General features: G+C 70.8%; 21 protein-coding genes. 9 read left to right on the top strand and 12 right to left on the bottom strand.

Annotation, left to right across the window (positions count from 1 at the left end; translation table 11 throughout):
• Positions 1-205: 205 nt before the first annotated feature.
• Together RJT50_RS04850 and RJT50_RS04845 are read left to right on the top strand one after the other, a co-directional pair.
• Positions 206-1,555, top strand: a complete 1,350-nt coding sequence (locus tag RJT50_RS04850; RefSeq protein ID WP_313694604.1) for a DUF92 domain-containing protein — start codon at positions 206-208, stop codon at positions 1,553-1,555.
• Positions 1,552-2,097 carry a GNAT family N-acetyltransferase gene (locus RJT50_RS04845; RefSeq protein ID WP_313694602.1) on the top strand — a complete coding sequence of 182 codons (546 nt, stop codon included), beginning with the start codon at positions 1,552-1,554 and terminating at the stop codon, positions 2,095-2,097. The genes RJT50_RS04850 and RJT50_RS04845 overlap by 4 nt, the downstream gene beginning before the upstream one ends.
• Here the strand turns inward: RJT50_RS04845 and RJT50_RS04840 are convergent.
• Complete coding sequence (locus RJT50_RS04840) at positions 2,076-2,735, bottom strand: TVP38/TMEM64 family protein (protein WP_313694600.1); 660 nt, start codon at positions 2,733-2,735, stop codon at positions 2,076-2,078. The genes RJT50_RS04845 and RJT50_RS04840 overlap by 22 nt on opposite strands.
• Positions 2,736-3,510: 775 nt before the next feature.
• Between RJT50_RS04840 and RJT50_RS04835 the strand changes: the two genes are divergently transcribed.
• The 3 genes from RJT50_RS04835 (at position 3,511) to RJT50_RS04825 (ending at position 5,417) form a co-directional block, all read left to right on the top strand.
• Positions 3,511-3,840, top strand: coding sequence for a DUF7126 family protein (locus tag RJT50_RS04835; protein ID WP_313694597.1), 330 nt, complete (start codon positions 3,511-3,513; stop codon positions 3,838-3,840).
• A gap of 190 nt (positions 3,841-4,030) precedes the next feature.
• On the top strand, positions 4,031-4,855 hold the full coding sequence (locus RJT50_RS04830) for a hypothetical protein (RefSeq protein WP_313694594.1): 825 nt from the start codon (positions 4,031-4,033) through the stop codon (positions 4,853-4,855).
• Positions 4,856-5,087: 232 nt separating this feature from the next.
• Positions 5,088-5,417 (top strand): cupin domain-containing protein, encoded by a 330-nt coding sequence (locus RJT50_RS04825; RefSeq protein WP_313694592.1) that lies wholly within the window; start codon positions 5,088-5,090, stop codon positions 5,415-5,417.
• 83 nt (positions 5,418-5,500) lie between these two features.
• Here the strand turns inward: RJT50_RS04825 and RJT50_RS04820 are convergent, their stop codons facing one another.
• Entirely contained in the window at positions 5,501-5,878 is a 378-nt protein-coding gene (locus RJT50_RS04820) for a 30S ribosomal protein S8e (RefSeq protein ID WP_313694591.1), read from the bottom strand.
• A gap of 94 nt (positions 5,879-5,972) precedes the next feature.
• Entirely contained in the window at positions 5,973-6,665 is a 693-nt protein-coding gene (radB, locus tag RJT50_RS04815) for a DNA repair and recombination protein RadB (RefSeq protein WP_313694589.1), read from the bottom strand.
• Positions 6,666-6,801: 136 nt separating this feature from the next.
• On the opposite strand from radB, the gene RJT50_RS04810 reads away from it, so the two are divergent.
• Entirely contained in the window at positions 6,802-7,542 is a 741-nt protein-coding gene (locus RJT50_RS04810; protein WP_313694586.1) for a RuvC family protein, read from the top strand.
• Between the two features lie 80 nt (positions 7,543-7,622).
• On the opposite strand, the gene RJT50_RS04805 is transcribed toward RJT50_RS04810, so the two are convergent.
• Positions 7,623-7,784 (bottom strand): hypothetical protein, encoded by a 162-nt coding sequence (locus RJT50_RS04805; RefSeq protein ID WP_313694583.1) that lies wholly within the window; start codon positions 7,782-7,784, stop codon positions 7,623-7,625.
• A 30-nt stretch (positions 7,785-7,814) separates the two neighbouring features.
• Positions 7,815-9,221 carry a nickel pincer cofactor biosynthesis protein LarC gene (gene larC / locus RJT50_RS04800; protein ID WP_313694581.1) on the bottom strand — a complete coding sequence of 469 codons (1,407 nt, stop codon included), beginning with the start codon at positions 9,219-9,221 and terminating at the stop codon, positions 7,815-7,817.
• 298 nt (positions 9,222-9,519) lie between these two features.
• On the opposite strand from larC, the gene RJT50_RS04795 reads away from it, so the two are divergent.
• Entirely contained in the window at positions 9,520-11,745 is a 2,226-nt protein-coding gene (locus RJT50_RS04795) for a CDC48 family AAA ATPase (RefSeq protein WP_313694579.1), read from the top strand.
• A gap of 852 nt (positions 11,746-12,597) precedes the next feature.
• On the opposite strand, the gene phoU is transcribed toward RJT50_RS04795, so the two are convergent.
• The gene (gene phoU / locus RJT50_RS04790) at positions 12,598-13,272 is read right to left on the bottom strand and encodes a phosphate signaling complex protein PhoU (RefSeq protein ID WP_313694577.1); all 675 of its coding nucleotides are present in this window, start codon (positions 13,270-13,272) and stop codon (positions 12,598-12,600) included.
• Between the two features lie 171 nt (positions 13,273-13,443).
• Here phoU and RJT50_RS04785 point away from each other — a divergent pair, with 171 nt between their 5' ends.
• Positions 13,444-14,571, top strand: a complete 1,128-nt coding sequence (locus RJT50_RS04785) for an Ig-like domain-containing protein (protein WP_313694575.1) — start codon at positions 13,444-13,446, stop codon at positions 14,569-14,571.
• Between the two features lie 68 nt (positions 14,572-14,639).
• On the opposite strand, the gene pstB is transcribed toward RJT50_RS04785, so the two are convergent.
• The 4 genes from pstB to RJT50_RS04765 form a co-directional block, all read right to left on the bottom strand.
• A complete protein-coding gene (gene pstB / locus RJT50_RS04780; RefSeq protein WP_313695926.1) occupies positions 14,640-15,434 on the bottom strand; it encodes a phosphate ABC transporter ATP-binding protein PstB in 795 nt (264 codons plus the stop codon).
• A 69-nt stretch (positions 15,435-15,503) separates the two neighbouring features.
• Positions 15,504-17,126 carry a phosphate ABC transporter permease PstA gene (pstA, locus tag RJT50_RS04775; RefSeq protein ID WP_313694572.1) on the bottom strand — a complete coding sequence of 541 codons (1,623 nt, stop codon included), beginning with the start codon at positions 17,124-17,126 and terminating at the stop codon, positions 15,504-15,506.
• Positions 17,123-18,097 (bottom strand): phosphate ABC transporter permease subunit PstC, encoded by a 975-nt coding sequence (pstC, locus tag RJT50_RS04770; RefSeq protein ID WP_313694570.1) that lies wholly within the window; start codon positions 18,095-18,097, stop codon positions 17,123-17,125. The genes pstA and pstC overlap by 4 nt, the downstream gene beginning before the upstream one ends.
• 100 nt (positions 18,098-18,197) lie before the next feature.
• Positions 18,198-19,211, bottom strand: coding sequence for a PstS family phosphate ABC transporter substrate-binding protein (locus RJT50_RS04765; protein ID WP_313694568.1), 1,014 nt, complete (start codon positions 19,209-19,211; stop codon positions 18,198-18,200).
• A gap of 291 nt (positions 19,212-19,502) precedes the next feature.
• On the opposite strand from RJT50_RS04765, the gene RJT50_RS04760 reads away from it, so the two are divergent.
• Positions 19,503-20,519, top strand: coding sequence for a PhoU domain-containing protein (locus RJT50_RS04760; protein ID WP_313694565.1), 1,017 nt, complete (start codon positions 19,503-19,505; stop codon positions 20,517-20,519).
• A gap of 231 nt (positions 20,520-20,750) precedes the next feature.
• Here RJT50_RS04760 and RJT50_RS04755 read toward each other — a convergent pair whose 3' ends face one another.
• Both RJT50_RS04755 and RJT50_RS04750 read right to left on the bottom strand, forming a co-directional pair.
• Complete coding sequence (locus tag RJT50_RS04755) at positions 20,751-22,802, bottom strand: molybdopterin biosynthesis protein (RefSeq protein WP_313694563.1); 2,052 nt, start codon at positions 22,800-22,802, stop codon at positions 20,751-20,753.
• Positions 22,799-24,055 carry a molybdopterin molybdotransferase MoeA gene (locus RJT50_RS04750; RefSeq protein WP_313694561.1) on the bottom strand — a complete coding sequence of 419 codons (1,257 nt, stop codon included), beginning with the start codon at positions 24,053-24,055 and terminating at the stop codon, positions 22,799-22,801. Before RJT50_RS04750 ends, RJT50_RS04755 begins: the two co-directional genes overlap by 4 nt.
• Positions 24,056-24,736: the final 681 nt, after the last annotated feature.

Below are 24,736 nucleotides of genomic sequence, written 5' to 3'. Positions count from 1 at the left end.
CTCGCGGTCACGCTCGCCAGCCGGTAGGTCTCCCCGTATTCAGCGTCGGTCATCGGCTCCCCGTGTGCACCGTCCACCCGGCCTTCCCGCGTCGTCGGTGCAATACAGGCCCGCACGAGAACCACCGAAAGCACGGCCCAGCGCGGGACTGTACCGGGGGTATCATGTCGGGACCGTTAAGTGGCCGTCCGCGATACCGCACCACGTGACTCACCGACTCCGGCGCGCCGGGGCGTTCGCCGCCGTCGGGACGCTCGTCCTCGCAGCCCCGGTGCTCGGACCGGCCGCCGCCGCGCCCTTCGCCGCCGTCGCCGTCCTCGCCGTCTTCGTCATCGAGGACGGCTTCCTCTTCGAGCTGTTCGCCCGGCCGGGCGACCGCGAGGACCGGCGGCTCAACGGGCTCGCCGGCTTCGCGCTCGCGGCCGCCGGCCTCGGCGTGCTGACCGTGGACTTTCCCTCGGCCCCGCCGATGCCCGACACCGTCTTCGCAGCCGCCGTGCTCACGCTCGCGTTCGGGAACCTCGGCCGGGAACTCGTCCGCGAGCGGACGACCGACGAGTTCGCCCTCGTCGTCGGGTTCGTGACCGCCGGGACGCTCGCGGGCAGCGCCGGCCAGGCGTTCGTCGCGGCCGTCGCGGGCGAGTTCGCCGTCCGGGCCGTTCCGGAGTTCGCCTTCCTCGCGGCCGTCGGCACGCTCGTCGCGGCCCTGCTGCGCTCGATCCTCTTCGGCCGCGACGACCCGCTCGTGATGATCTCGGTCGGCTTCCTCCTCTGGCTGTTCCACGTGCTCACCGGGACCGTGCCGGCGAGCCTCGTCGCGGTCGGGCTCGGGCTCGCCGTCGCGCTCGGCTGGGTCTCCTACGCCCTCGATGCCGCCTCCGTCCCGGGGATGCTCACCGGCGTCCTCCTCGCGGCGCTCTCGGTCGTGCTCGGCGGCTACGGCTGGTTCGCCGTGCTCATCTCGTTTTTCTCGGTCGGCGCGCTCGCCACGAAGTACCGCTACGAGGAGAAGCGCGCCCGCGGCGTCGCCGAGGAGAACGACGGCGCGCGCGGCACCGGAAACGTGCTTGGTAACGCCGCCGTCGCGCTGTTCGCGGTCGTCGGCTCGGCCGCGGCCGACCGGCTACTCGACCCGACGCTCCCGCTGGCCGACGTCGCGCCGACGCTGCTCGCGTTCGCCTTCGCCGGCTCGGTCGCGGCCGCCATGGCCGACACGCTCTCCTCGGAGTTCGGCGGCCTGTACGACGACCCGCGGCTCGTCACGACCTTCGAGCGCGTCGAGCCGGGAACCGACGGCGCGATCACCTGGCAGGGCGAGGTGGCTGGGCTCGCGGGCGCGGCCCTCGTCGGCGGCATCGCCGCGTCGCTGATGTCGCTGGGCGACCCGCTCCCGGCGCTCGTCGTCGTCACCCTCGCTGGCGTGGTCGGCATGACGGTCGACAGCGTCCTCGGCGCGACCGTCGAGGGCGAGTCGCTGACGAACCAGACCGTCAACTTCCTCGCCACGCTCGCCGGCGGCCTCGCCGGCGTGGCGCTCGCCGTCCCGTTCGTGTGACCCCCGGCGGCCACATCCGGGAAGGGACGCCGGCCGACGAACCCCTCCTCCGCGGGCTCCAGGGACACCTCCGGGAGCCGAGCCCCGGCCTCCTCGCCTACGGGCTCATGACCGGCCAAGTGCTGGTGAGCACCGCCGGGGGGGACGTGCCGGTGGGCTACCTCCTGCCGGTCGGAACCGGGTCGATCGGGGAAGGCGGCGGACCCGATGGGCCGACGGGGTCGGCCGCGGCGGCCACGACCGGCGAGCCGACCGCCGCCGGCGTCCACCTGGCCGAACTGGTCGTCCACCCGGACCATCGGCGCGAGGGGCGCGCCCGGGGCCTCCTCAGCCGGGCGATCGCCGCGACGGACGGTCCGGTGACGCTGTTCGTCGACTCTGGGAACGAGGCGGCGATCGCGCTCTACCGGAGCCTCGGCTTCGTCGTCTCGGCCGAGCGGCCGGGGTTCTACCCCGACGGCGATGCGCTCGTGATGGTGCGTGCGGCCGACGCGGACTCGACTCCGGACGGAACAGCGCGTCAGGACCGCGAGGACGCGTAACGGCGGAACGCCGGCCCCGCGAGCAGCAACAGGCCCGCGAGCGCCGCGGCGACGACGAGCCGCGGGTCGAACACCGCGCTCACACCGCCTGCCGCGAGCCGTCCCGCGGACGCACCGGCGACCGTCCCGGCGACGGCCCAGGGGACCTCGCCGACCGCCGTGCCGGCGAGGAACGGCCGGAGGCGGACGCCGGCGAGTCCGGCGGCGACGCTGACGGCGTCGGAGGGCGTCGGGACGAGCCGGGAGGCGGCGACCGAGCGGAACCCGCCCGCCACCGAGACGGCGCGTTCGCCGGCCTCGGCCGCCCGCCGTGCCAGCACCGAGGCGCGTCCCTCGCCCCAGCCGTCGCGGCCACGGAGCGCGAGGAGGTACGGCGGGACGCTGGTGAGCGTGATGAGCAGCAGCGCGAACGGCGCTCCGGCGAGCCCGTAGCCGTAGCCGGCCAGCACGGCGAGCAGGGAGGTGGGCCACGCGAGGACCGGACGGACGGCCGCGAGCAGGAGGAGCGCGACGGCGAACCGGAGGGGGTCCGCGGTGAGCCAGGCGAGCCGCGAGAGCAGCAGGTCGGGCGAGGAGAGCCACGCCGCCGCGAGCGCGAGCGCGACGAGCAGGCCGGCGGCGACGGCGCGACGGTTCACGGGTTCGGGTGTTCCTGCCGGCTGAAAAAGGCGCGTGATGGGGTTCGGTGGGATTAGCGTGGGGTTGGGTTCTCGGTCGGGAGTTAGTCGTTGCGTCTGCTGTGAGTGGGGTTCGTCGTTGCGTCGGCTGTGAGTGGGTTCGTCGTTGCGTCGGTAGTTCAGCAGTAGACCACTACCCCTGGCGGTGATTACGGCCTCGCCCTCCCCAACCGCTTGCGATGCTCGCTCGCAGGCTCGCTGCGCTTCTCACCCCTCGCGCGCGTCGACTCACCCCATAAGGGGGTTCGCGTCACGCGCGCCGACCGCCAGCAACCGCCGACCCCACCCCTGCTGCCGACATGCTCACCGACTGACCAGGCGAACGTCCCTTCGGACTACCCACGGCGGCACGAGCGGTAGTCGGGCCTGCGATGCTTGGCCGACCAACCGCTGGGTGGGACTGAAAGGGGCCGCTCCTCTCGGGGACGGCGCGGACCGACAAGCACCGTGGTTCGAGAGAGCTCCGCTCTCTCGTCATCACGAAAATCTTCGATTTTCGAACGACAGCGCGAGCGAAGCGAGCGCGAGGAGCGCAGCGGCCGCACCGAGTCGAGCGCCGCGGGGGCTTTCGAGGTAGTCGAAGCGATGACCAAACAACCGCAGAAGTCGAGCGCCACGGGGGCTTTCGAGGCGGTCGAAGTGACGACCGAAACAACCCACGTACCGACACCCAATCCGACCCAAACGCGAATCACGAATACGACCCCTTTTCACCGCTCACACGCTCCAAGGACCCATGCCCACGACATCCGCCATCGTCGCCGGTCCCGACGAGCACGGCCTCGGGGACGCCCTCGACTCCCAGGACGTCGCCGTCACCCGAATCGACGGCGTCGTCACCGCCGACCGCCTGGAGGCGGCCGGCATCGAGGACGCCGCGCTGTTCGTCCTCACCGACGTCGACGAGGCGACGAGCATCCCCGTCGCCAAGGAACTGAACCCCGACGCCCGCGCGGTTGTCTACGCGGACGACTCGCTCCCGGAGTTCGCGAAGGGCCAGGTCGACCTCGCCGTCGACCCCGAACTCCTCGCGGCCGACGCGGTCGCCGAGGAACTCGCGGCGTAGTCCGCGGGTCCGGAACGACGCGGCTCCCGGCGTCATCGAGTGTCCCGAGCGTCCCGAACGAACGGAGCGAATCGAGCGATCCGAATCCTCCTTAATCGGAGTTAATTCGGCTTCAGAGCGCTTCAGAACCCGAAACGCTGGTTCGACGTTTCCCCGTTTTATGGGGGTGGCTCCGGTCGGGGGAACCGCGATGAACGTCCGAAAACTGCTCACGGTCGCCGCCGCCGCGCTCCTGGTGAGCGCCGGTGCGGGGGCCGCCGCGGCCGGCACGGGGGGAACGAACGCGAGCGCGGCGACCGACGCCGACCTCGACGAATACGACGCGGACGCGAGCTACGACAACGGCACGGTGACGTTCGAGGTCACCGCCAACGGCTCGGGCGTCGAGGGGCTCGACGTCGCCGTCGACGAGGAGCCCGTCGGAACGACCGACGCGGACGGGCGGATCACCTTCGAGACGAACGCCTCGGAGTTCACCGTCACGGTGACGGGCGAGAACGTCACCGGCGAGTTCGTCTACAGCGTGGAGAACGACTCGCTGACCCTCGAGGAGGGCGAGTTCTCCTACGCCGACGAGGGGGACGACGAGGAGGAGAACGAGACGCGCGGCCCGCCGAGCGAGATGCCCGAGCAGGCCGACGAGCGCGTCGAGAACATCCACGCCGTCATCAACGCCTACCTCGACGGTGACCTGAACAAGAACACGACGCTCGGCGAGGCGCTCCACGACGTCGCCTCCGGCGAGAAGTCGCCCGAGGACGTCGGCGCTCCCGAGGATCGCGGCCGACCGGACGACATCGGCCCGTCCGACGAGGACGCTGACGACGAGGACGCTGACGACGAGGACGAGGAAGACGACCGCGGCCGGCCGGACGACGCGGGTCCGCCCGAGGACGTCCACGACGAGGACGACGACACCGACGACGAGGATGACGACGACGACGATGAAGACGACGAGGATGACGACGACGACGATGAAGACGACGACCGCGGGAACGGCAACGGCCGCCCGTAACCGCGGTCCGGAACGCGGACGGTGACGACGGCGGATCGGCCGCCGGGAACGGACGGTAACTGAACGTCGACGCGCCCCGCCGGGGGCGCGAATCGGAGCCACACGCCGGGCGGGACACCACCGCCCGTTGCGGTGTCGGGGGGCACCGCGTCCGGGCACCCACCGAGACGGTGGAACGAGACCGCCACGGGCACCCACACACGCTTTTACTTCACGGAGCGAACGGCTCCGCATGGACCGACTTGCCGAGGCCCTCGCCGACCTCGACCCCGACGACGGCACCGTCGACTCCGCGGAACTGGTCGTGACCGACGACGTGCTCGTGAAGCTGTTCGCGCTCGGCCCCGGTGCCGAACTCGACCCCCACGAGCACGCCGACAGCACGAACGTCTTCCACGTCGTCCGGGGGACGGTAACGGTATTGCGGGACGACGTGGCGGAGGCGATCGACGCGCCGGGGGTCGTCCTCCACGAGCGGGGCGACGTCCACGGCGCGCGAAACGACACCGACGAGGTCGCAGCCGTCACCGCGAGCCTCTGCCCGCTTCCGGGCAGCGGCTGACCGTCGGAGTGGCGGGCGAGAAGGAACGGCTGACCGGCCGGCGCGGTCGCTCGGCGCCGAGGAAACCGAAGAACGCGAGGGCGTTACTCGTCGACGACGACCGCGTTGACCTGCCCGGACTGGCCCGGACGGGAGGTGACGCGGGCGGTACCGGCGCTCGTCTCGATGACCGCGCCCTTCGTGATGATGTTCCGGCGGACGTAGTTGACGTTCGCGGGGTTCTCGACGACGTCCTCGATGTCGGCCTCGGTCGTCTCGCCGTCGTCGGTCACCTGCGCGACGTTGGTCGAGAGCGCGCGGACCTTCTCGCCGGTGCCGCGGGAGGCGACGACCTGGAAGCGGGGCTCGCCCACGGTCGTCTCGGCCGGCTCGCGGCCGAGCTGGTGGCGCTTCTTGTTCCGGAACGTGCGGCGTCGACCGCCGGTCCGCTTGCGCTTCTCGCGACCGCTCTGGTCTTTCATGCCCGGACAAACCGCCGGCGACTACTTGAATCGCTCGACTCCCGTCTCCGGACTCCTCGCGTCCGGAAACGGGAACTCCGCGGGAACGGGGGGCTCAGCGCGCCTCCCCATCCTCGATGCCGGCACCCGTGATGCGGAACCGCGCGGTCTCGCCGGCGGGCTGGGACCGGTGCTTCTCGAGGGTCGCGCGACGGTTGCCGCCGCGGTACCGGTCGAGCCGAACGACGACGCCCGTCCAGTGTTCGAGCGTGTTGCCCCCGAGCGGCCGGACCCGGTCGGCGTCCGGGTCGGTGAACACCTGGTTCGTGATGAGCACGCCGAGGTCGTGCTTGCGGGCCAGCGAGAGCAGGTGGGTGACCTGTTTCGCCACCGCCCGCAGCGAGTCGCCCCCCTGCTGGTCCTCGCCCCGTTCCAGCCGATAGAAGCCGGTCGCCGAGTCGAGGACGACCAGATCCGCGTCCTCGGCGAACCCGTCGACGTCCCGGACCGCCTCGGCCTGGTCCTCGAACGAGAGCGCCTCGGTGACGATGAGGCGGGCGGCGACCTCCTCGACCGCCTCGTCGGTGCGCGCCTCGACGATCTGTCGGAAGCGCTCCATCGAGAGGTCCTCGGTGTCGACGTACAGCACCGTCTCGCCCGCGATGGCCGCCTCGGCCGCCGCGGTCAGCGCGACGTTCGTCTTCCCGGCCGCCGGCGGGCCGTAGAGCTGTGTGACGACGCCCCGTTCGATCCCCCCGCCGAGCAGGTCGTCGAGGGCGTCTGAGCCGGTGGTGAGCGGGTCGGGCACGGCCGTGGGTCGGGCGGCATCCGATAAGAACCTCCCGGACCGCGCGACCTCGCCGGGCGGTCGTCCGGGTGAACCCGGCCCCGGACCGACCGCGTCGCCGACACGGTAAAGCACCTCAGGCGACGTACTCCCGCTCGTGATCGTCGTCGCCACCGAGGACTTCGCGCTCTATCACGCCGTCGTCGGCGAACTGCGGGACCGCGGAGCGACGTTCACCACGCGGGAACCCGGCGGCGACCTCCCCGACCGCGCCGCGGTCGTCATCTCCGCGGTCGACGACCCGGTCCCGGTCGAGGACGACGAAGTCGCACACGTCACCACCACCGCGTCGGACGCCGACGAGGGTGTAGCGACCGCGCTGGGCACCCTCCGCGGCGGCGACGAGCGGCTCGTGATCGGCGTCGACCCTGGCGAACGTCCGGGCGTCGCCGTCCTCTCGGGCGACACCGTCGTGGCGGTCCATCACCTCCCGGTCGCCGACGCGGTCGAGGCCATCAGGGAGGCGGTCGCCGACGAACCGGACGCGCTGGTCAGGGTCGGCGACGGCGCCCGCCTCCAGGGCGCCCGCGTCGTCAACGACCTGGAGGGCGTGACCGTCGAACTCGTCGACGAGACCGGGACGACCCCGTCGCTCGGCGCGGGCGCGACGGGCAAGGGGCTGGCCGACGTGCTCGCGGCGGTGAACATCGCCCGACGCGAGGGCGAGCGGATCGAGACGCGCGACCTCGATCCCACGCCCGGAGAGATCCAGCGGGTGAAAAACGAGTCGCGCGAGCGCTCGGATGGCGCGGTGACCATCGGCGAGGCGCTCGCCAGGCGGGTCGCGCTCGGCGACCTGACGATGGCGGAGGCACTGGCCGAACAGCGGGAGGAGTAGCGCTCGCCGAACGGCGGACGGAGTGGCCCCGAGCCTCGCCGTCTGAACCACGAGCTCCGCGGTACTCCGGGCCGAGGGGACTACTCGTCGCCGACGAACACCGTCTTCACCCGTGCGCCGCAGGCTGGACAGTTCAGGGTCTGCCACGTCGCGGGGTCGAGGCCGCCCATCGTCTCGGACCGCGTCGCCTCCTCGCGGGCGAACCGTCGGCCGCAGTTCGGACATTCGTATCGGTCGCTCATTCCCCTCGCCCGTTCCTCGAGTCGGCCGGCTCAGTCCTCCCCGCGGGCCGCTTCGGCACGGCGAATCACCTCGCGGGTCGACAGGCCGGTCTCGCGCGCGACCGCCGCGGCGTCGTCGTACTCGGCGCTCACGTCGTACACGGTGCCGGAGGCGTCGGCGGCCACCTTGATCGACACCTCGTGGGTCGATCCGTCGACGTCGAGTGCGACCGTCTCGAACGAGCGCTCGGCGATCCAGCGGTGGCTCGCGCCGCCCTCCCGCACCCCGAGCGTCCCGGTCTCCTCGGCGAGGCGGCGCGCGACCGCCTCCGCGTCGTCGGGCTTGCAGACGACCTTCACGAGGTGGCCCGGCCGCGACTTCTTCATCGTCGCCGGCAGGACCGACACGTCGCGCGCGCCGGCCTCGGCGAGCGCCTCGTGGAGCCCCCCGAGCACCTCCGGCGTCGCGTCGTCGAGGTTCGTCTCCAGCACCGCGACGTCGTCGTGAACGAGCCCCGACGCGTCGCCCTCGGCAGCCTCGTCGGCCGCGGTGCCGTCGCCCGACCGGGCCTCGCCCACGATGGCCCGGAGGACGTTCGGCCGGTCGGGGAAGTCGTAGCCGCCCGCGCCGTAGCCCGAACCCGCGACGCGGAGCGAGGGGAGGCGGTCGACGCCGTCGGCGAACTGCGCGAGGATCGCCGCGCCGGTCGGCGTCAGCAGTTCGGCGTCGACGGGACCGCCGCGGAGCGACCAGTCCGCCCGCTCGGCGATCTCGACGACCGCCGGAACCGGGACCGGGTAGACGCCATGGCTGAACTCGACCTCGCCGTCGCCCGTGGACAGCGGCGTCGTCACGATGCGCTCGGGCCCCAGGTCCGCGAGCAGGAGACAGCAGCCGACGACGTCCGCGATGGCGTCGTCCGCGCCGACCTCGTGGAAGTGGGTGTCCCCCAGCGGCTGGTCGTGGACCGACGATTCGGCCTCGCCGAGGATCTCGAACGTCGCCAGCGCGTCGGCCTCGACGGCCTCCGGGAGGCCCATCCCCTCGACGAACGCCACGACCTCCGCGTACGTTCGCTGCGGGCCGTGCCCCTCCGCGCCGTGCTCGTGGGCGTGGTCGTGGCCGCGCGGGCAGTCGGCGCCGTGGTCGTGCTGGTGCTCCTCGTGGTCGTGATCCGCGCCGTGAGAATGCGTGTGCGAGTGGCCCCCGTCGTCGTCACGGCCGTGGTCGTGCTCGTGCCCGTCACCGTGGTCCGCATCGCCGCCCGCGTCGTCGTGAACGACGCGGGCACGCGTCGCGGAGATGCCGCACTCGTCGACCGTCTCGAACTCGTACGTGATCGGCAGGTGGTCCTCGACCGGGTCGAGGACGGACGGGTCGGCGCCGGCCGCGACGAGCGCGCCGAGCAGCATGTCGCCGGCGGCACCCATCCGGCCGTCGAGAGCGAGCGTTCGCATACCTCCACCTCGGGGTGCGGGGGTAAAGGCGGTACCGCCTGCGGCCGTTCCCCGTCGCGCCGCCGCCGCCGTGTTCGGAGACCGGGTGGCCCACCTCCGTCCGGGGTCGTCCGTCCAGGGCCGTCCGTCCGGCGTCTGCCGCCCGTCATCGGCCACCCGGTGGTGTTTTCAAGCCCCGCCACCTACCGTGTTACATAGTGGCACGGATCGGCGAGAACGGACGGCGAGCGGCGGTAGCAAAGCACTTAACCGCGAACGCGCCGGTAACTGCCCACACGAACACCCCGTCCCCCAACTCATGAACGAAGTCCAACTCGAAGTTGCGAAGGCTTACCCGAACGACTCGGGGCGCGGCATCGCGCGTCTCGACCCCGACACGCTGCTCCACCTGAAGCTCTCCCCCGGCGACATCATCGAGATCGAGGGTGCCGAGACCACCGCGGCGAAGGTGTGGCGTGCCGACCGGCAGGACTGGAACACGGACACGGTCCGCATCGACGGCTTCACACGCCAGAACGCCGACGTCGGCATCGGCGAACGGGTGACGATTCGCAAGGCGGAGGCCCAGAAGGCCGAGAGCCTCACGCTCGCGCCGCCCGAGGAGGCGTCGGTCCAGTTCGGCTCCGACGCGGCGGGGATGGTGAAACGCCAGATCCTCAAGCGTCCCGTCGTCGAGCGCGACATCGTGCCGGTGATGTCGAGCACGAACCACCCGTTCATGCGCTCGCCGGGCCAGGCGATCCCCCTCATCGCGGTCGACACCGAACCCGAGGACGTCGTCCTCATCACAGAGGACACCGAGGTCGAACTCCGCGAGGAGCCCATCTCCGGGTTCGAGAAGACCGGCGGCGGGATCACCTACGAGGACATCGGCGGCCTCCAGGGCGAGATCCAGCGGGTCCGGGAGATGGTCGAACTCCCGATGAAGCACCCGCAGATCTTCCAGAAGCTCGGCATCGAGCCGCCACAGGGCGTGCTGCTCCACGGCCCGCCCGGCACCGGGAAGACGCTGCTGGCGAAGGCGGTCGCCAACGAGACGAGCGCCTCGTTCTTCTCCATCGCCGGCCCCGAGATCATCTCGAAGTACTACGGCGAGTCCGAACAGCAGCTCCGGGAGATCTTCGAGGACGCGAAGGAGGAGTCGCCTGCCATCATCTTCATCGACGAACTCGACTCCATCGCGCCCAAGCGGGAGGACGTCACCGGCGAGGTCGAGCGGCGCGTCGTCGCACAGCTGTTGACGATGATGGACGGGCTGGAGACGCGCGGCCAGGTCATCGTCATCGCGGCGACGAACCGCGTCGACTCGGTCGACCCGGCGCTCCGACGCCCGGGTCGGTTCGACCGGGAGATCGAGATCGGCGTGCCCGACGAGTCGGGCCGGAAGGAGGTGCTCCAGATCCACACCCGCGGGATGCCGCTCTCGGACGACGTGGACCTCGACCGGCTGGCGGACGAGACGCACGGCTTCGTCGGCGCCGACATCGAGAGCCTGACGAAGGAGGCGGCGATGAAGGCGCTCCGCCGGTACCTCCCCGAGATCGACCTCGACGAGGAGGACATCCCGCCGAGCCTCATCGACCGGATGATCGTCAAGCGGGACGACTTCCACGGCGCGCTCGCGGACGTCGAGCCGTCCGCGATGCGCGAGGTGCTCGTCGAACTCCCGAAGATCACCTGGGACGACGTCGGCGGGCTGGAGGACCCCAAGCAGAAGGTGAAAGAGGCCGTGGAGTGGCCGCTCTCGGACCCCGAGAAGTTCCAGCGCATGGGCGTCGAGGCGCCCAAGGGCGTCCTGCTGTACGGCCCGCCCGGCACGGGCAAGACGCTGATGGCGAAGGCCGTCGCCAACGAGACGAACGCGAACTTCATCTCCGTCAGGGGGCCACAGCTCCTCTCGAAGTGGGTCGGCGAGTCCGAGAAGGCGATCCGGCAGACGTTCCGGAAGGCCCGCCAGGTGTCGCCGACGATCATCTTCTTCGACGAACTGGACAGCCTCGCACCGAGTCGGGGGCAGGAGATGGGCAACAACGTCTCCGAGCGCGTCGTGAACCAGCTCCTGACCGAACTCGACGGGCTGGAGGAGATGGGTGACGTGATGGTCATCGGCGCGACGAACCGCCCGGACATGATCGACCCGGCGCTCATCCGCTCGGGCCGGTTCGACCGCCTCGTGATGATCGGCCAGCCCGACGAGGAGGGGCGCGAGCAGATCCTCAAGATCCACACCGACGACACGCCGCTGGCCGCCGACGTGAGCCTCCGCGAACTCGCCGAGATCACCGACGGCTACGTCGGCTCCGACCTCGAATCGATCGCCCGCGAGTCCGCCATCGAGGCGCTCCGCGAGGACGACGACGCCGAGGAGGTCGGCATGCGACACTTCCGGCAGGCGATGGAGAACGTCCGGCCGACCATCTCCGAGGACATCCTCAGCTACTACGAGGGCATCGAGGAGCAGTTCAAGGGCGGCGGGACGGACTCGCTCCGCAGGGACCAGGGCGGGCGGATCGGGTTCCAATAGAACCTCTTTTGCGGGGGTCCTGACCTGAACCTCTTTTGCGGGGGTCCTCCTCTCGCGGGCCGGCAGAGCCGGCCCGCGTTCGTCGAACCCCCGCAAAACCCGTTCATGCTGTGGGATTCCTGTGGAATCCCACTGCTGACGGGAAATCTTCGATTTCCCGTACTGCCAAAAGGCCGCGAGCCACGGTCGGCGCGGCTTCGCCGCGCCTCCCTCGCTCGCGGTACGGACGCTGGTGGTTACCGCCTGCACCGAGAGTCGCAACCTCGCCGATCGGATCGATGTCGTCGTACGTCTCGACTCGGTACAGTTCGATGAAAACGACCGTTGAGTGCAGTAGCGTACTATCGGCCCAGTCAGGTGTTTCCTGGACCGCCGTAGCAGCCGCTCGTGAGTAGTAGAGAGACGGGGTAGGTCAGTCGGCGATGTGACCACACATGGAAGCCATGTGGGCTGAAAGGTGCCGTCTGACCGTGCCGCCTACCAGTACTCCCGCCCGTCGCTACAAAACACCTCCGATACTCAGAACCCGCCAGTGGCGGGTTTCGAGGAGGTTCGACCTCGAACTACACTGCTCGCTCTGGTCGTTCGGAGGACGTGACAGACCAACTGAACGCGTCAAACAGGATGAGATTCAGGGGCCAACGTAGCCGAACAGCCGGATGCGGTTTGCACCAGCGTCCGTGCCGCGAGCAGCGGTCGCTTCGCTCCCTCGCTCGCGGCGTTTTGGCATGAACGGGTTTTGCGGGGGATCTGGCCGCAGCGCGTCGGCGAAGCCGACGCGCGAGGACATGCCCCCCGCAAAAGAGGTTCAGGTCAGGACCCCCGCAAAAGGGGTTCGTGCGAAGCGGTTCGTCAGTAGATGAGTTCGTCGTCGTTCTCTAGCATGTAGAGCGTCCGCGCCGCGATGTTGACCGCGTGGTCGCCGACACGTTCGAGGTCCCGGATCGTCAACAGGAGCCGCGAGACGTCCGCCATGACGTCCTCGACGTCCTCCTCGGAGTCGACGCCCTCGCGCTCGATGAGGTCACGCACGACCGCGGAACTGGCCACCTCGCACATCTCGTCGACGGTGTCGTCCGCGTCGGACACCTCGTAGCAGGCGGCCGCGTCCTCGTCGGCGAAGGCGTCCATCGCGTCCTCGAGCATGTCGAGGGTCGCCTCGCCGATGCGCTGGACGTCGACGTCCGGGAACACGTCCCGGTGGGCCTCGAGGGTGTACCCCCCGAGGTTCGTCGCCAGGTCGCCGATGCGCTCCAGGTCCGTGATGATCTTGAACGACGCCGCGATGAAGCGCAGGTCGCCCGCGACGGGCTGCTGGAGCGCCAGCAGGTCCACGCAGTCCTGTTCGAGTTCGAGGTAGAGCTGGTTCACCTCGGCGTCCTTCTCGATGACCTCCTGGGCGAGCGCCTCGTCCTTCTGTTCGAGCGCGTCCATGCCCATCCGGAGGCGCTCGGCGACCAGTTCGCTCATGTAGAGCACGTCCTCGCGGAGCTCCGCGAGCCGTTCCTGGTACTGCTTTCGGGGCATACGTGCCACTCCCGTTGGGTGGCGGGTAAGCGTTACCCTCAGACCGTCCGGTTCGGGTACCACACTCACAGTAGCGCTCGGGAGCCCGTACCGACCGCGTCGGGGCACGTCCGTCGGGGTCGCGCCGGACTCACGTGCTGGTTCTTTGTGCCGGGCGGGCGAGCCACCGGCATGGACAGGCGCTCGTTCCTCGCGGCCGCGCTGGCGGGGGTGGCCGGCTGTAGCGACGGCTCCGGGGGAGCGCGGACCGTCGCCCCCGACCTCCGGGGGACGCCCGCCCCGACCCCGAGTCCGACCGCGGAGCCGACGGCGTCGGCACCGCCGACGGGCGGCTCACGGACCGTCCTGCTGGCGAACGACACCCACCATGCGCTGGAGACGCAACTGGAGGTCGTGAGCGACGGGGAGACGGTCCTGCGGGCGGATCCACGGCTCGCCCCGGCGATGACGGCCCACCGGTTCGACGTCCTGCCCGCCGACCGAAGCTACGAGGCCGCCGTCACCACGTCAGCCGGCCACGCCCGGGCGTTCGAGTGGGAGCCCGGCAGACGTGGCAGCGCCCTCCGGATCGGATTCGGGGACGACGTCTCGGTCCGCGAGGCGTTCGACATCGACGCCTCGACCCGCCTGCTCACCGGCGACACCGGCGTCATCCGAGATGGGCCGGCTGATACGTGGTTCCCGCTCGTCCTCGACAACCCCGGCGAGGTGACCCCGGCGCGGGTCGCGTTCTCGAACGGCGACGGGTTCGGCGGCGTCACGCTCGACGTCCCGCCGCGGTCCCGCGTGCGGCTCCCAGTGACGGTGCCGGCCGACGAAGTCGAGGTCGCCGCGACCGTCGGGGGGCGGGACGCGTCCGCGACGTGGCACCCGCGGGCCGACGGCCCGCTCCCGCTGCTCGTCGACCCCCCGCGGTTCGTCTGTGACACGCTGTTCCGGAGCCTCCGGGTCGAGAACCGGACCGTGACCGACTGGGCGGCCGAGGTGATCGTCCGAGCGGACGGCCGGACCGCGTTCACCCGCCGGACGAACGTCGAACCGGGGGCGATACGCGCGTTCCGCGCTGTGGTCCCGCCGGCAGGCGAGCACGTCGTCCGGATCGAGTCGGGCGGGGTATGGGCCCACTACGAACTACCGGACTGTCCGCCCGTCGGACCGGTGGTCCTGGCGGTCGACGACGAGGGCATCGACGTGGCCGCACGGAGCGTGGAGGCGGACGACGGGGCGACGATGACGGCGACGGAGCCGACCGACGAACCGGCGACCGCGACCGAGAACGGCACGGCTGACGGTGGCTGATCCAGTCCGAGAAGGGGGCGTTGACGTGGTCGGGGGACTGGGCTCCGAGCAGCGGAAGCGGCCGACGTTCAGCCGAACTTGCCGGTGATGTAGTCCTCGACGCGCTCGGACTCGGGGTTCTCGAAGATCTCGTTCGTGTCGTCGAACTCCACGAGTTCCCCACCGGTGAGGAACACGGCGGTCTTGTCCGAGATGCGGGCCGCCTGCTGCATGTTGTGGGTGACGATGACGACCGTGTACTGCTCGCTCAGGTCGTCGATGAGGTCCTCGATCTTCGAGGTCGCCACCGGGTCGAGCGCGCTCGCGGGCTCGTCCATGAGGATGACCTCGGGGTCGGCCGCGATGGCGCGGGCGATACAGAGCCGCTGTTGCTGGCCGCCCGAGAGGTCGAGCCCGGAGCCGTCGAGCTGGTCTTTCACCTCGTCCCAGAGCGCCGACCGCCTGAGCGCCTGCTCGACCTGCTCGTCGAGGTTCTCGGTCCTGTCCTGGACCCGCAGGCCGTAGGCGACGTTGTCGTAGATGCTCTTGGGGAACGGGTTCGGCTGCTGGAACACCATCCCGATGCGGCGCCGCAGCGCGACCGGGTCGACGTCGTCGTCGTAGACGTTCTTCCCGTCGAACAGCAGGTCGCCCTCGACGCGCGCGGCGTCGATGAGATCGTTCATCCGGTTGATACAGCGCAGGTACGTCGACTTCCCACAGCCGGACGGGCCGATCATCGCCGTCACCTGCTTTTCGGGAATCTCCATCGAGACGTCCCGGAGCGCCTGATCGTCGTCGTACCAGACGCTCAGGTTTCGGCTCTCGATGACCGTCGACGCCGCGTCCGGCGCGGACCCCTCCTGCTCGCTGAGCCCGCCCATCCCCGGGTCGGTCTCGATCAGTTGCTCGTCCGATCCCGTCTCGGAAGTCGTCATGTCGTCGTTCATGGTCTAGGAACCCCGCTGATAGTTGTTCCGCACGTAGATGGCGACCGAGTTGATCGAGAGCAGCACGACCATCAGGGTCACCACGCCGGCCGCGAGCACGCCCTCCCGGAACGCCTCCTCCGGGAGGAACGCCCAGCCGTAGATCTGCATCGGCATCGCCGCGCCCTTCTGGAAGAGCCCCGTCGGCGCGGCGAAGATCGTCGTCGGCAGCCCAATGATGATGAGCGGCGCCGTCTCCCCGATGGCGCGGCCGAGCGCCAGGATCGAGCCCGTTAGGATGCCCGGGAGCGCCTCGGGGATGACGACCGACTTCACCGTCTGCCACCGCGTCGCGCCCATGCCGTAGGCGGCCTGTCGCTGGGAGTCGGGCACCGACCGGATCGCCTCCTGTGCGGAGATGATGACGATCGGCAGGATGAGCAGCGACAGCGTCATCGCCGCGACGAGGACGATGCCGAACCCGAGCCCGACGAGGTTCACGAAGATGCCGAGCCCGAGCAGCCCGTACACCACCGATGGGACCCCCGCCAGGTTCGAGATGTTCACCTGCACGACGTTCGTGACCATCCCGCCGTAGCCCGACTCGGGCGCGTACTCCTCGAGGTACACCGCACAGCCGACCCCGAAGACGAACGAGAACATCGCGACGAGCGAGATGATGAACACCGAGCCGATGATCGCGGGGTAGAGCCCCGCCTGTTCCGCGAACCGCGAGGGCGCGCTGGTGAGAAAGCCCCAGTCGATCCACGGCTCCGGCCCGGCGAGTCCGAGCGCCGAGACGAGGAGCCGTCCCGCGAGCAGGCCGACGAGCACGGCGACCGGGAACAGCAGCCCCCGCCGACCGACCGGCTCGTCCAGCGCGACCTCCCCTGCGTACGAGAGCAGGAACGCGCCGGGCGTGAGCGCGAGCACGACGCCGACCTCCGGACCGAGCCCGGACGCGGCGGCGAGCCCGTACCCCGCGGCGGCCGCGCCCGCGAGCACGCCGACGCCGACGACCAGGCCGACGGCGGTGCCGGCCCGCGCCCGCCAGCGCGCCCCGAGGGAGGCCGCGACGGGGACGCCCAGCATCCAGAGCCCGATGAGCGAGTCGAGCGGGTACGTGTCGATCGGCCCCTTCAGCAGGTAGCCGGCGAGCAGGCCGACGGCGAGGACGGCCAGGGGCACCGGGAAGTCGACGCGGGAGTCGTCCGTGGCGCGGCCGTAGAGGTACAGCCCCGCGGCGGGGAGGACCCCGACCGTGTAGAGCAGGAACAGGAACTGGACGTCGGTGACGACGAACAGGACGACGAGCGCGACCGCGAGTTCGAGGCCGCCGACGACCCTGACGGAGAGTCCCTCGATCACGTCGAGGACGTCCGGCGTCCGGGCCGCGTACCACAGGAACCCGAGCGTCGGGGCGGCGAGCGCGAGGAGAACGACGGGGAACCACGCCGGGTCTGCCGCGCCGACGCCGATCGCGTCGGCGGCGACGTAGCCGAGCAACACCGCGAGCGCGACAATGCCGACGAGCGAGGCGCCCAGCGTGAGGTACTCGAACGCGACCCCCTTCAGGCGGCTCACCTCGCCGAAGTCCGTGTCGCCGGCCGCGGTCGAGTCGACCGTCGCCGTCGAGTCGGCAGTCATTGGTACTCCTCCCGGTAGCGCCGGACGACGAGTTCACTGACGACGTTCATCGCGAGCGTGATGACGAACAGCGTGATGCCGATGGCGAACAGCGCGTCGTACGCGAGCGATCCGCCAATGATGTCTGAGCTGGCGAGCTGGACCATCGCGGAGGTCATCGGCTGTGCCGGTTCGAGGAACACGTCCGCGGGGTGGACGTACGGGATCGAGAGGCCGAGGAGCTGGTCGTATCTGACCGCGGGGAGCCGGGCGTTCGACCCGCTGGCGACCACGACGATCATCGTCTCGCCGATCGCGCGCGAGAGCGCGAGGATGAACGAGGAGACGATGCCCGAGACGGCGGCGGGGACGACGATGCCGGTCGAGACCTCGAACTTCGTCGCGCCGAGCCCGTAGCCGGCCTGCCGGAGCGAGTCCGGCACCGCGTTCATCGCGTCCTCGCTGATCGAGGCGACCATCGGGACGATCATGATGCCGACCATCAGCGACGCCGAGAGCACGTTGAACGTCGAGATGTTCGGGAACAGCGTCGATCGGAGGAACGGCGTCAGGTAGACGAGTGCGAGGATCCCGTACACGATCGTCGGCACGCCGGCGAGGATCTCGAGGGCGGGTTTGAGGTAGCTCCGGACCCGCTCGCTCGCGTACTCGCTGAGGTAGATCGCGGTGAGGACGCCGATCGGCAGCGCGACCGCGGCCGACGTGATCGTCACGACGAGCGTGCCGAACACGAGCGGGAGCACCCCGAACGAGATGGGGGTGATCCCGGGACTCCAGTTCGTCCCCGTGAGGAAGCTGCCGAGCGGGTAGTTCGAGAAGAAGCCGACGGCGTCGATCAGCAGCGCGCCGACGATCCCGACCGTGGTGAGCACGGAGACGACGGCACAGCAGAGGAACGCGAGATGGACGGCGAGTTCGCGCAGCGAGCGCGTTCCGGCGGCGCCCGTGATGTCCGTCGGTTCGGTGCTCATGGACTGGGGGTCGGGCCGGCCCGGTCGGCCGGCACGCGCGGTGTTGTCTTGCGGGCGCTACGACGTCGACGCCTACTCCTGGACGGTCGGTCGTACATGGTCAGGCCTGCTGGATGAACTGGTCGAGCTGGTCGAGCTGTTCCCGCATCTGTTCGTCCGTGTTCGGGACGTAGCCGATGCTCTCGGCGATGAGTTCGCGGTTCGCGCTCTGTTCGACGTAGTAGCGCGCGAACTCGGCGACGTGCTCCTCGGTCATGGAGTCGCGCGCGGGGTAGGTGAACAGCGGCCGCGAGAGCGGGGCGTACTCGCCGCTCTGTGCGGTTTCGAGCGACGGCTCGACTGGCCCGTCGCCGTCGTCGATGCCGAGCGCCTTCACCGTGTCCGAGTTGCCCTGGTAGAACGCGAACCCGAAGTAGCCGATCGCGTACTGGCTGCCCGCGACGCCGGTGACGATCTGGTTGTCGTCCTCGGTCGCCTGGTAGTCCTGCGTGTGCGAGCCCGCCTCGCCGACGATGGTCTCGGTGAAGTAATCGAACGTGCCGGACGTCTCGGCGGCGCCGAAGCGCTCGATGGTCTCGTCCGGGAAACCGTCGCGGACCTCCGCCCACGACTCGACCGGGTCCGGCTTCCAGATCCGCCGGAGCTCCTCGACGGTGAGGTGGTCGACGAAGTCGGCCTCGTTGTTGACGACGACGGTCAAGGCGTCGGTGGCGACGCGGACCTCGTGCCAGTCGACGCCGTTTTCGGTACACTGCCGTTTCTCCTCCTCGGCCATCGGCCGGGAGGCGTTGTTGAAGTCGGTCTTCCCCGGACAGAAGAAGTTCGCGAAGCCGCCGCCCGAGCCGGTCGACTGGACGGTGATGTCCACGCCCGGGTGTTCGCGCTGGAACTCCTCGGCCACCGCGGCGGCGATCGGGAACACCGTCGAGGAGCCGGCGATCGAGACGTTCCCGACGAGGCCGCCGTCGCCGGCCCCGGCGGACGCGCCCGGCCCGAACGAGTCGTCCGGGTTCGCTTCGGCGGTACACCCAGCGATCCCGACCGCCCCGGCAGCCCCCGCCGCCGCGAGCACGTGTCGCCGGGAGAGGCCGCCACGACCGTCTGTATCGGGCATCGTCCGAACGAAGCCGAGTTTTACATAAATACCCTACTATGACATCTATATATTGCAGGGGAGAGGACAAGTGACACGGAGACGCCTCGGCCGATCGAATCGGGGAGTGTCCACGCTGAGGCCCACATCGTCCATCCACGGCCGAAGCACGAGAGGACCGACCTGAAGCCGTTCGACGACGAGTCGGCGAGGCGCCGCGTTCGGACGCCGACCTGACGGTTACCCATAGTCGGAGTGGACAATATATAGAACTCCGATACGTTTATGCTGTACCCGCCGACTATCGAGGATATGGTCGAGACCAGGAAGGTGCAGGTGACGGGCGGGTCCACGTACACCGTGTCGATTCCCAAGGACTGGGCGACCGAGAACGGCGTGAGCGCGGGCAGCACCGTCGAGTTCTACCCCGAGGACGACTCGCTGTTTCTGACGCCCAGAAGCGAGGAGGAGCGGGCCGAGGGCTCGCTCGACATCGGCGACCTGGAGGACGACGAACTGACGCGCGCGGTCATGACGATGTACGTCTCCGGGTTCGACATCATCTCGCTGGAGACCTCGCGCATCAGCAACGACCAGCGACGGACGATCCGCGACTGCACCCAGAGCCTGGTCGGCCTCGAGGTGCTGGAGGAGACCCGCGAGCGCGTCGTCATCCGCGACCTGCTCGACTCCTCGGAGCTCTCGATCCACAACGCCGTCACCCGGATGCGGCTCATCGCGCTCTCGATGCTGGAGGACGCGGTCGCCGCGCTCGCGGAGGGCGACGCGGACATGGCCAAGGACGTCGTCCAGCGCGACGACGACGTGGACCGGCTCCACAAGGTCGTCTCGCGCATCTTCCGCGCGACGCTCCGCACCCCGAAGGCGGCCGAGGAGCTCGGGGTCGGTCGGGAGACCTGCTTCGACTACCACGCGAGCGCCCGCCAGCTTGAGCGCGTCGGCGACCACGCGACGAAGATCGCCCACCTGACGCTCCAGCTACTGGAGGAGGACGGCGACGCGGAGGTCCCGGCGGAGGTCATCGAGGCCATCGAGGAGATCGAGGCGGACGCCCGCCAGGTCGTCGATCTGGCGATGGACGCGCTGTTTGCCGACGAGAACCGCGAGGCGACCGACCTCGCCAACGAGGCGCGCGCCTCGGTGCTCGACATCGACGAGCGCGCCCGGAGCATCGACGCGCTGCTCCGCGACCAGGAGCCGGCACGGGCACAGCTGCTCGGACTCATCGTCGACTCGGTGTCCCGCTCGGCCGACTACGGCGGAAACATCGCCGAGACGGCGCTCCAGAAGGCCGCTCCGACGCCGTAGACTGCGGGTTCTCGTTCTTCGTCGGGTGCCGTGTTCTCGGCCCGTGTTTCCCGTCGTTCGGTGGGCTGTGAAGCGGACGAACCTAGCTGCTGCTAGCTCACCTGAAACCGCACCACACCACGGCCTCCCCAGCCGATTGCGCTCCTCGCTCGCTTCGCTCGCGTGCGGTGCTCATCCCTCGCGCGGTTCGGCCGCGCACGGGGCGCGGCCGCCGCGCCACCGCACGGCGGATTACTCGCCCCCATAGCCGGCCAGTCCCTCCAGCACGTCGTCGAAGTCACGGAGGACCTCGCGGAGCTCGATGACGCCGGGCTTCTCCACGCGGCCCGGGTTGGCGAGCACGCGGACGTCCTGCTCGCCGAGCGAGACGAATCCGGCACCGAGTTTCTCCGCGGTCGCGCGCAGGCCCGGGCCCGCGTCCGCATCGCCCCCGAACACGCGCCGGGCGGGCGACTCGTGGGCCCGGACCGAGCGGTCGAAGCCGTCGATGGCCTCGACGAGTTCGTGTCGGTCCACGCCGCGCTCGGCCGCCAGGTCGGCGACCGCGTTCCCGAGGCTCGTCCGGAGCCCGGAGTTCGCGTCGCGGTTGACGAACCGGAGTTCGCGGTCCGCGAGGTCGCCGATCCCCGTCACGTCGTCCGGGTTGCCCGCGGGGACGACCAGTCCCCACTCGCGGGTCCAGCCGCCGAGGTCGACCGCGTCGGGGTCCCGCTCGATCGGCCCGGCCGCGACGGCGAAGTCCGGGACGCCGTCCCGGAGTCTGCGGAGCCCGCCGCGGCTCCCGGCCGGGAGGTAGCGCGGCCGGTCCAGCCGGTCGAGCAGGCGCGAGAGCGCCGGGTCGTCCTCGCCGACGCCGAAGGCGGTCGGCGGGCGCACGTCCGGCGAGAACAGTTGCACCTCGACCGCCTCGCCCTCGGCGAGATACTCCGTGTCCGGGTCGACGACCACGACGCCGTCGGCCTCGACGAGGCTCGTCGTCGCGCCCGAGCCCTTGTCGACTGGGTAGACGAGAACGTTCCCGGCTCCGGCGGCGTCGCCGCCGCCGTCCGGGCCTGCCGGCCCGCGCTCGACCAGTCCCACGGGCATGAGCCGCATCCTGCCCTCCGCGTAGCGCTCCCGAACGGCCATCGTCCCCGCGACGGTCGCGGTCCGGGGCTCCGGCTTCCCTGCCGCCTCGCGGATGGCCGGCGCGACGAACGTCCGGAAGATGGTGAGCGCCGAGACGGGGTAGCCCGGGAGGCCGACGTACGCCGACTCCCCGACGCGCCCGACGAGCATCGGCTTGCCCGGCTTGACCGCGACGCCGTGGAGCAGCAGGTCGCCGCGCGCCTCGATGACGCGGTAGACGACGTCGACCGCCGAGGCCGACGTCGACCCGGAGGAGAGCACGAGATCACATTCCTCGCTGGCCTCGACGAGCAGGCGCTCCATCTCCTCGTAGTCGTCGCCGGCGTGGGGGTAGAGGCGCGGTTCGCCGCCGGCCTCCTCGATCCCCGCGGCGACGGTGTAGCTGTTCACGTCGTAGATCTGCCCGCGCTCGCTGTGGAGCTCCCCGCCCGGCCGGACCAGTTCGTCGCCGGTGGAGACGACCCCGACCGTCGGTTTTCCGCGAACCGTGACCTCGTCGCGTCCGAGCGCCGAGAGCAGGCCGACCTCGCGTGGCGTCAACTCCGTGCCGGGGCCGAGCGCCCGCGCGCCGGCGGCGACGTCCGCGCCCGCGAACATGACGTGCTCGCCCGGCGTGACCGCGGTCCGGATCTCGATCGTGTCCCCGGACTGGCTCGTCCGCTCGACCATCACCACCGCGTCCGCCCCGTCGGGCATCACCGCGCCCGTGGAGATCTCCGCACACGTCCCGGACTCGACTGTCACCTCGGGTTCCGCGCCGGCGTGGACCACGCCCGCGAGTTCGAGTCGCGCGGGGTCGGCCTCGTCGGCCCCGAACGTGTCCCGCGCTCGGACCGCGTAGCCGTCCATCGACGCCCGGTCGAACCCCGGGACGTCGAGGTCGGCGTCGACGCGCTCGGCGAGCACCCGCCCCCGTGCCTCGGCGAGCGGGACGGATTCAGGGTCCGACGCGAGGTCCAGCGAGGCGATCGCCTCGTGGGCCGCTTCCGGCGTGGCCAGGTCGCGGAACTCCTTCCGGTCCGGGCCGTGGTCGCCGTGGTCGCCGTGGTCGCCGTGGTCGCCGTGGTCGCCGTGGTCGCCGGCGTCGACCGCGCCGTGATCGTGACCGTCGCCGTCGTGGCGGTCGTTCCCGCCGTCGTCGCGCTCGTCGCTCATTCGTCCACCTCCCACAGTTCGACGTCGACCGCGTCGCCGGCGTCGACACCCTCCCGCGACTCGGGCACGACGACCCAACCGTCGGCCAGCGCGACCGACGAGAGGACGCCGGCCCCCGAGGCCCTGACCGGGTCGGCCGCGAGCGCGGGACCGTCACCGCCCGGTGGGTCGGAGCGGTCCGAGCGGTCCGAGCGGTCCGAGAGAGTCACCCGTGCGAACGTCCGGATCCCGGGCTCCGAGGCGACCTTCCCGGTCAGGGTCGCCCGACGTGTCGGGGACGGGCCGGCGGGGAGACCGCCGACGCGCTTCAACACCGGGCGGAGCAACTGGACGGCGGTGACGAGACAGGACACCGGGTAGCCGGGGAGCATCACGACCGGCGTGTCCTCGACGACGCCGAGCGCGACCGGATGCCCGGGCTTGACCGCGACCCCGTGGACCAGCACCTCGCCGAGGTCCGCGACGACGTCCGGGACGAGGTCGCGCTCGCCCACCGAGGAGCCGCCGGTGGTGACGACCACGTCGTGAGCGAGGTCGCGCTCGACCGCCGCCGCCAGCGCGTCCTCGTCGTCGGTGACGACCTCCCGGTACGTGGCGTCGGCCCCCCAGCGCTCGGCCAGCCGGGAGACGGTCAGCCCGTTCGTCTCGATCGTCTCGCCGGGCCGAGGATCGGCCTGCACGAGCTCCTCTCCGGTCGGGACGACGGACACGCGCGGCCGCTCGAACACCTCGACCGTGTCGAGGCCGACGGATTTCAGCAGGCCGAGGTCCGAGGGCCGGAGGCGACGGGGCGGCTCGTGGAGAGGCTGGCCCGCCGTGACGTCCTCGCCCGTCTCGCCGACGTTCTCGCCGGCCGCGACGGCGTCGAACACCTCGACTTCGGTGCCGAGTTCCTCGGTCCCCTCGACCGCGACGACGGCGTCCGCGCCGTCGGGCAGTTCCTCGCCGGTCTGGACGCGCACGGCCCCGTTCGGGACGGCCGCGCCGTCGCTCGCCCGGAGCACCGCCGGCGAGCGCCCCGACGCGCCGAAGGTGTCCTCTGCTCGCACCGCCCAGCCGTCCATCGCGGCCCGGTCGTAGGCCGGGACGGCCCGCGGCGCGCTCACGGTCCCGGCGACCGCGCGGCCGTCGGCCTCCGTGAGGGGAACCTGCTCGGTTCGCCCGTGGCGCTGGACGGCCTCGAGAAGGGTCGTTCGCGCCTCGGCGAGACGGGTTCGCCGCTTGAACCCGGCGCTCGTGCGATCGGCTGTCATACCCTGGGGTTGCCGGCGTGTGGTTGTAAAATGCCCTCTCGTTCCGTGGTCGGCGTGAGTTCGTCCCCGGTTCCACGTTCGCTCGCGAGCACGGCGACCCGCCTGCACGCGCCGACCGCACTCGACTGGACGAGCCACGTGGCGCGCGGCGGTCGAGCGTTAGCGAGACCGCTCGTGCGAGGCTCACGCGAGCGGAGTCGTTCGAAAATCGAAGATTTTCGTGATGACGAGAGAGCTCCGCTCTCTCGAACCACGGTGCTTGACGGTCCGCGCCGTCGTCGAGCGCCGCGGCCCCTTTCAGTCCCACCCACCGCAACCGCACAGCACCTCATCCTCCCCAGCCTCCTGCGCTTCTCGCTCCCTTCGGTCGCTGCGATGCTCGTCCCTCGCACGAGCGGTCTCGCTAGCGCTCGACCGCCGCGCGCCACGTGACTCTGTCCAACCGGTGCGGTCGGCGCGCGCGAGGGATGAGCGAGGAGCGGAGCGACGAGCGAATCGGCTGGGGAGGCTGTGGTGCGGGGCGGTCGGGGTGGGTGGGACTGAAAGGGGCCGGCTGGGTACGCGAACCCCGGCGCCTCAAGCACCACAGCGCGAGCGAAGCGAGCGCGAGGAGCACGGAGCGTGCCGCGGGAGCGTAGCCAGGCGGGGGCTTTCGAGGTAGCCGTCACGACACCCGGGACA

It is taken from the genome of Halobaculum sp. XH14, from assembly GCF_032116555.1.
Lineage (GTDB): Archaea > Halobacteriota > Halobacteria > Halobacteriales > Haloferacaceae > Halorarum > Halorarum halobium.
The sequence above is the reverse complement of the archived record's forward strand: the minus strand, read 5'-3'. Positions and strand labels throughout refer to the sequence as shown.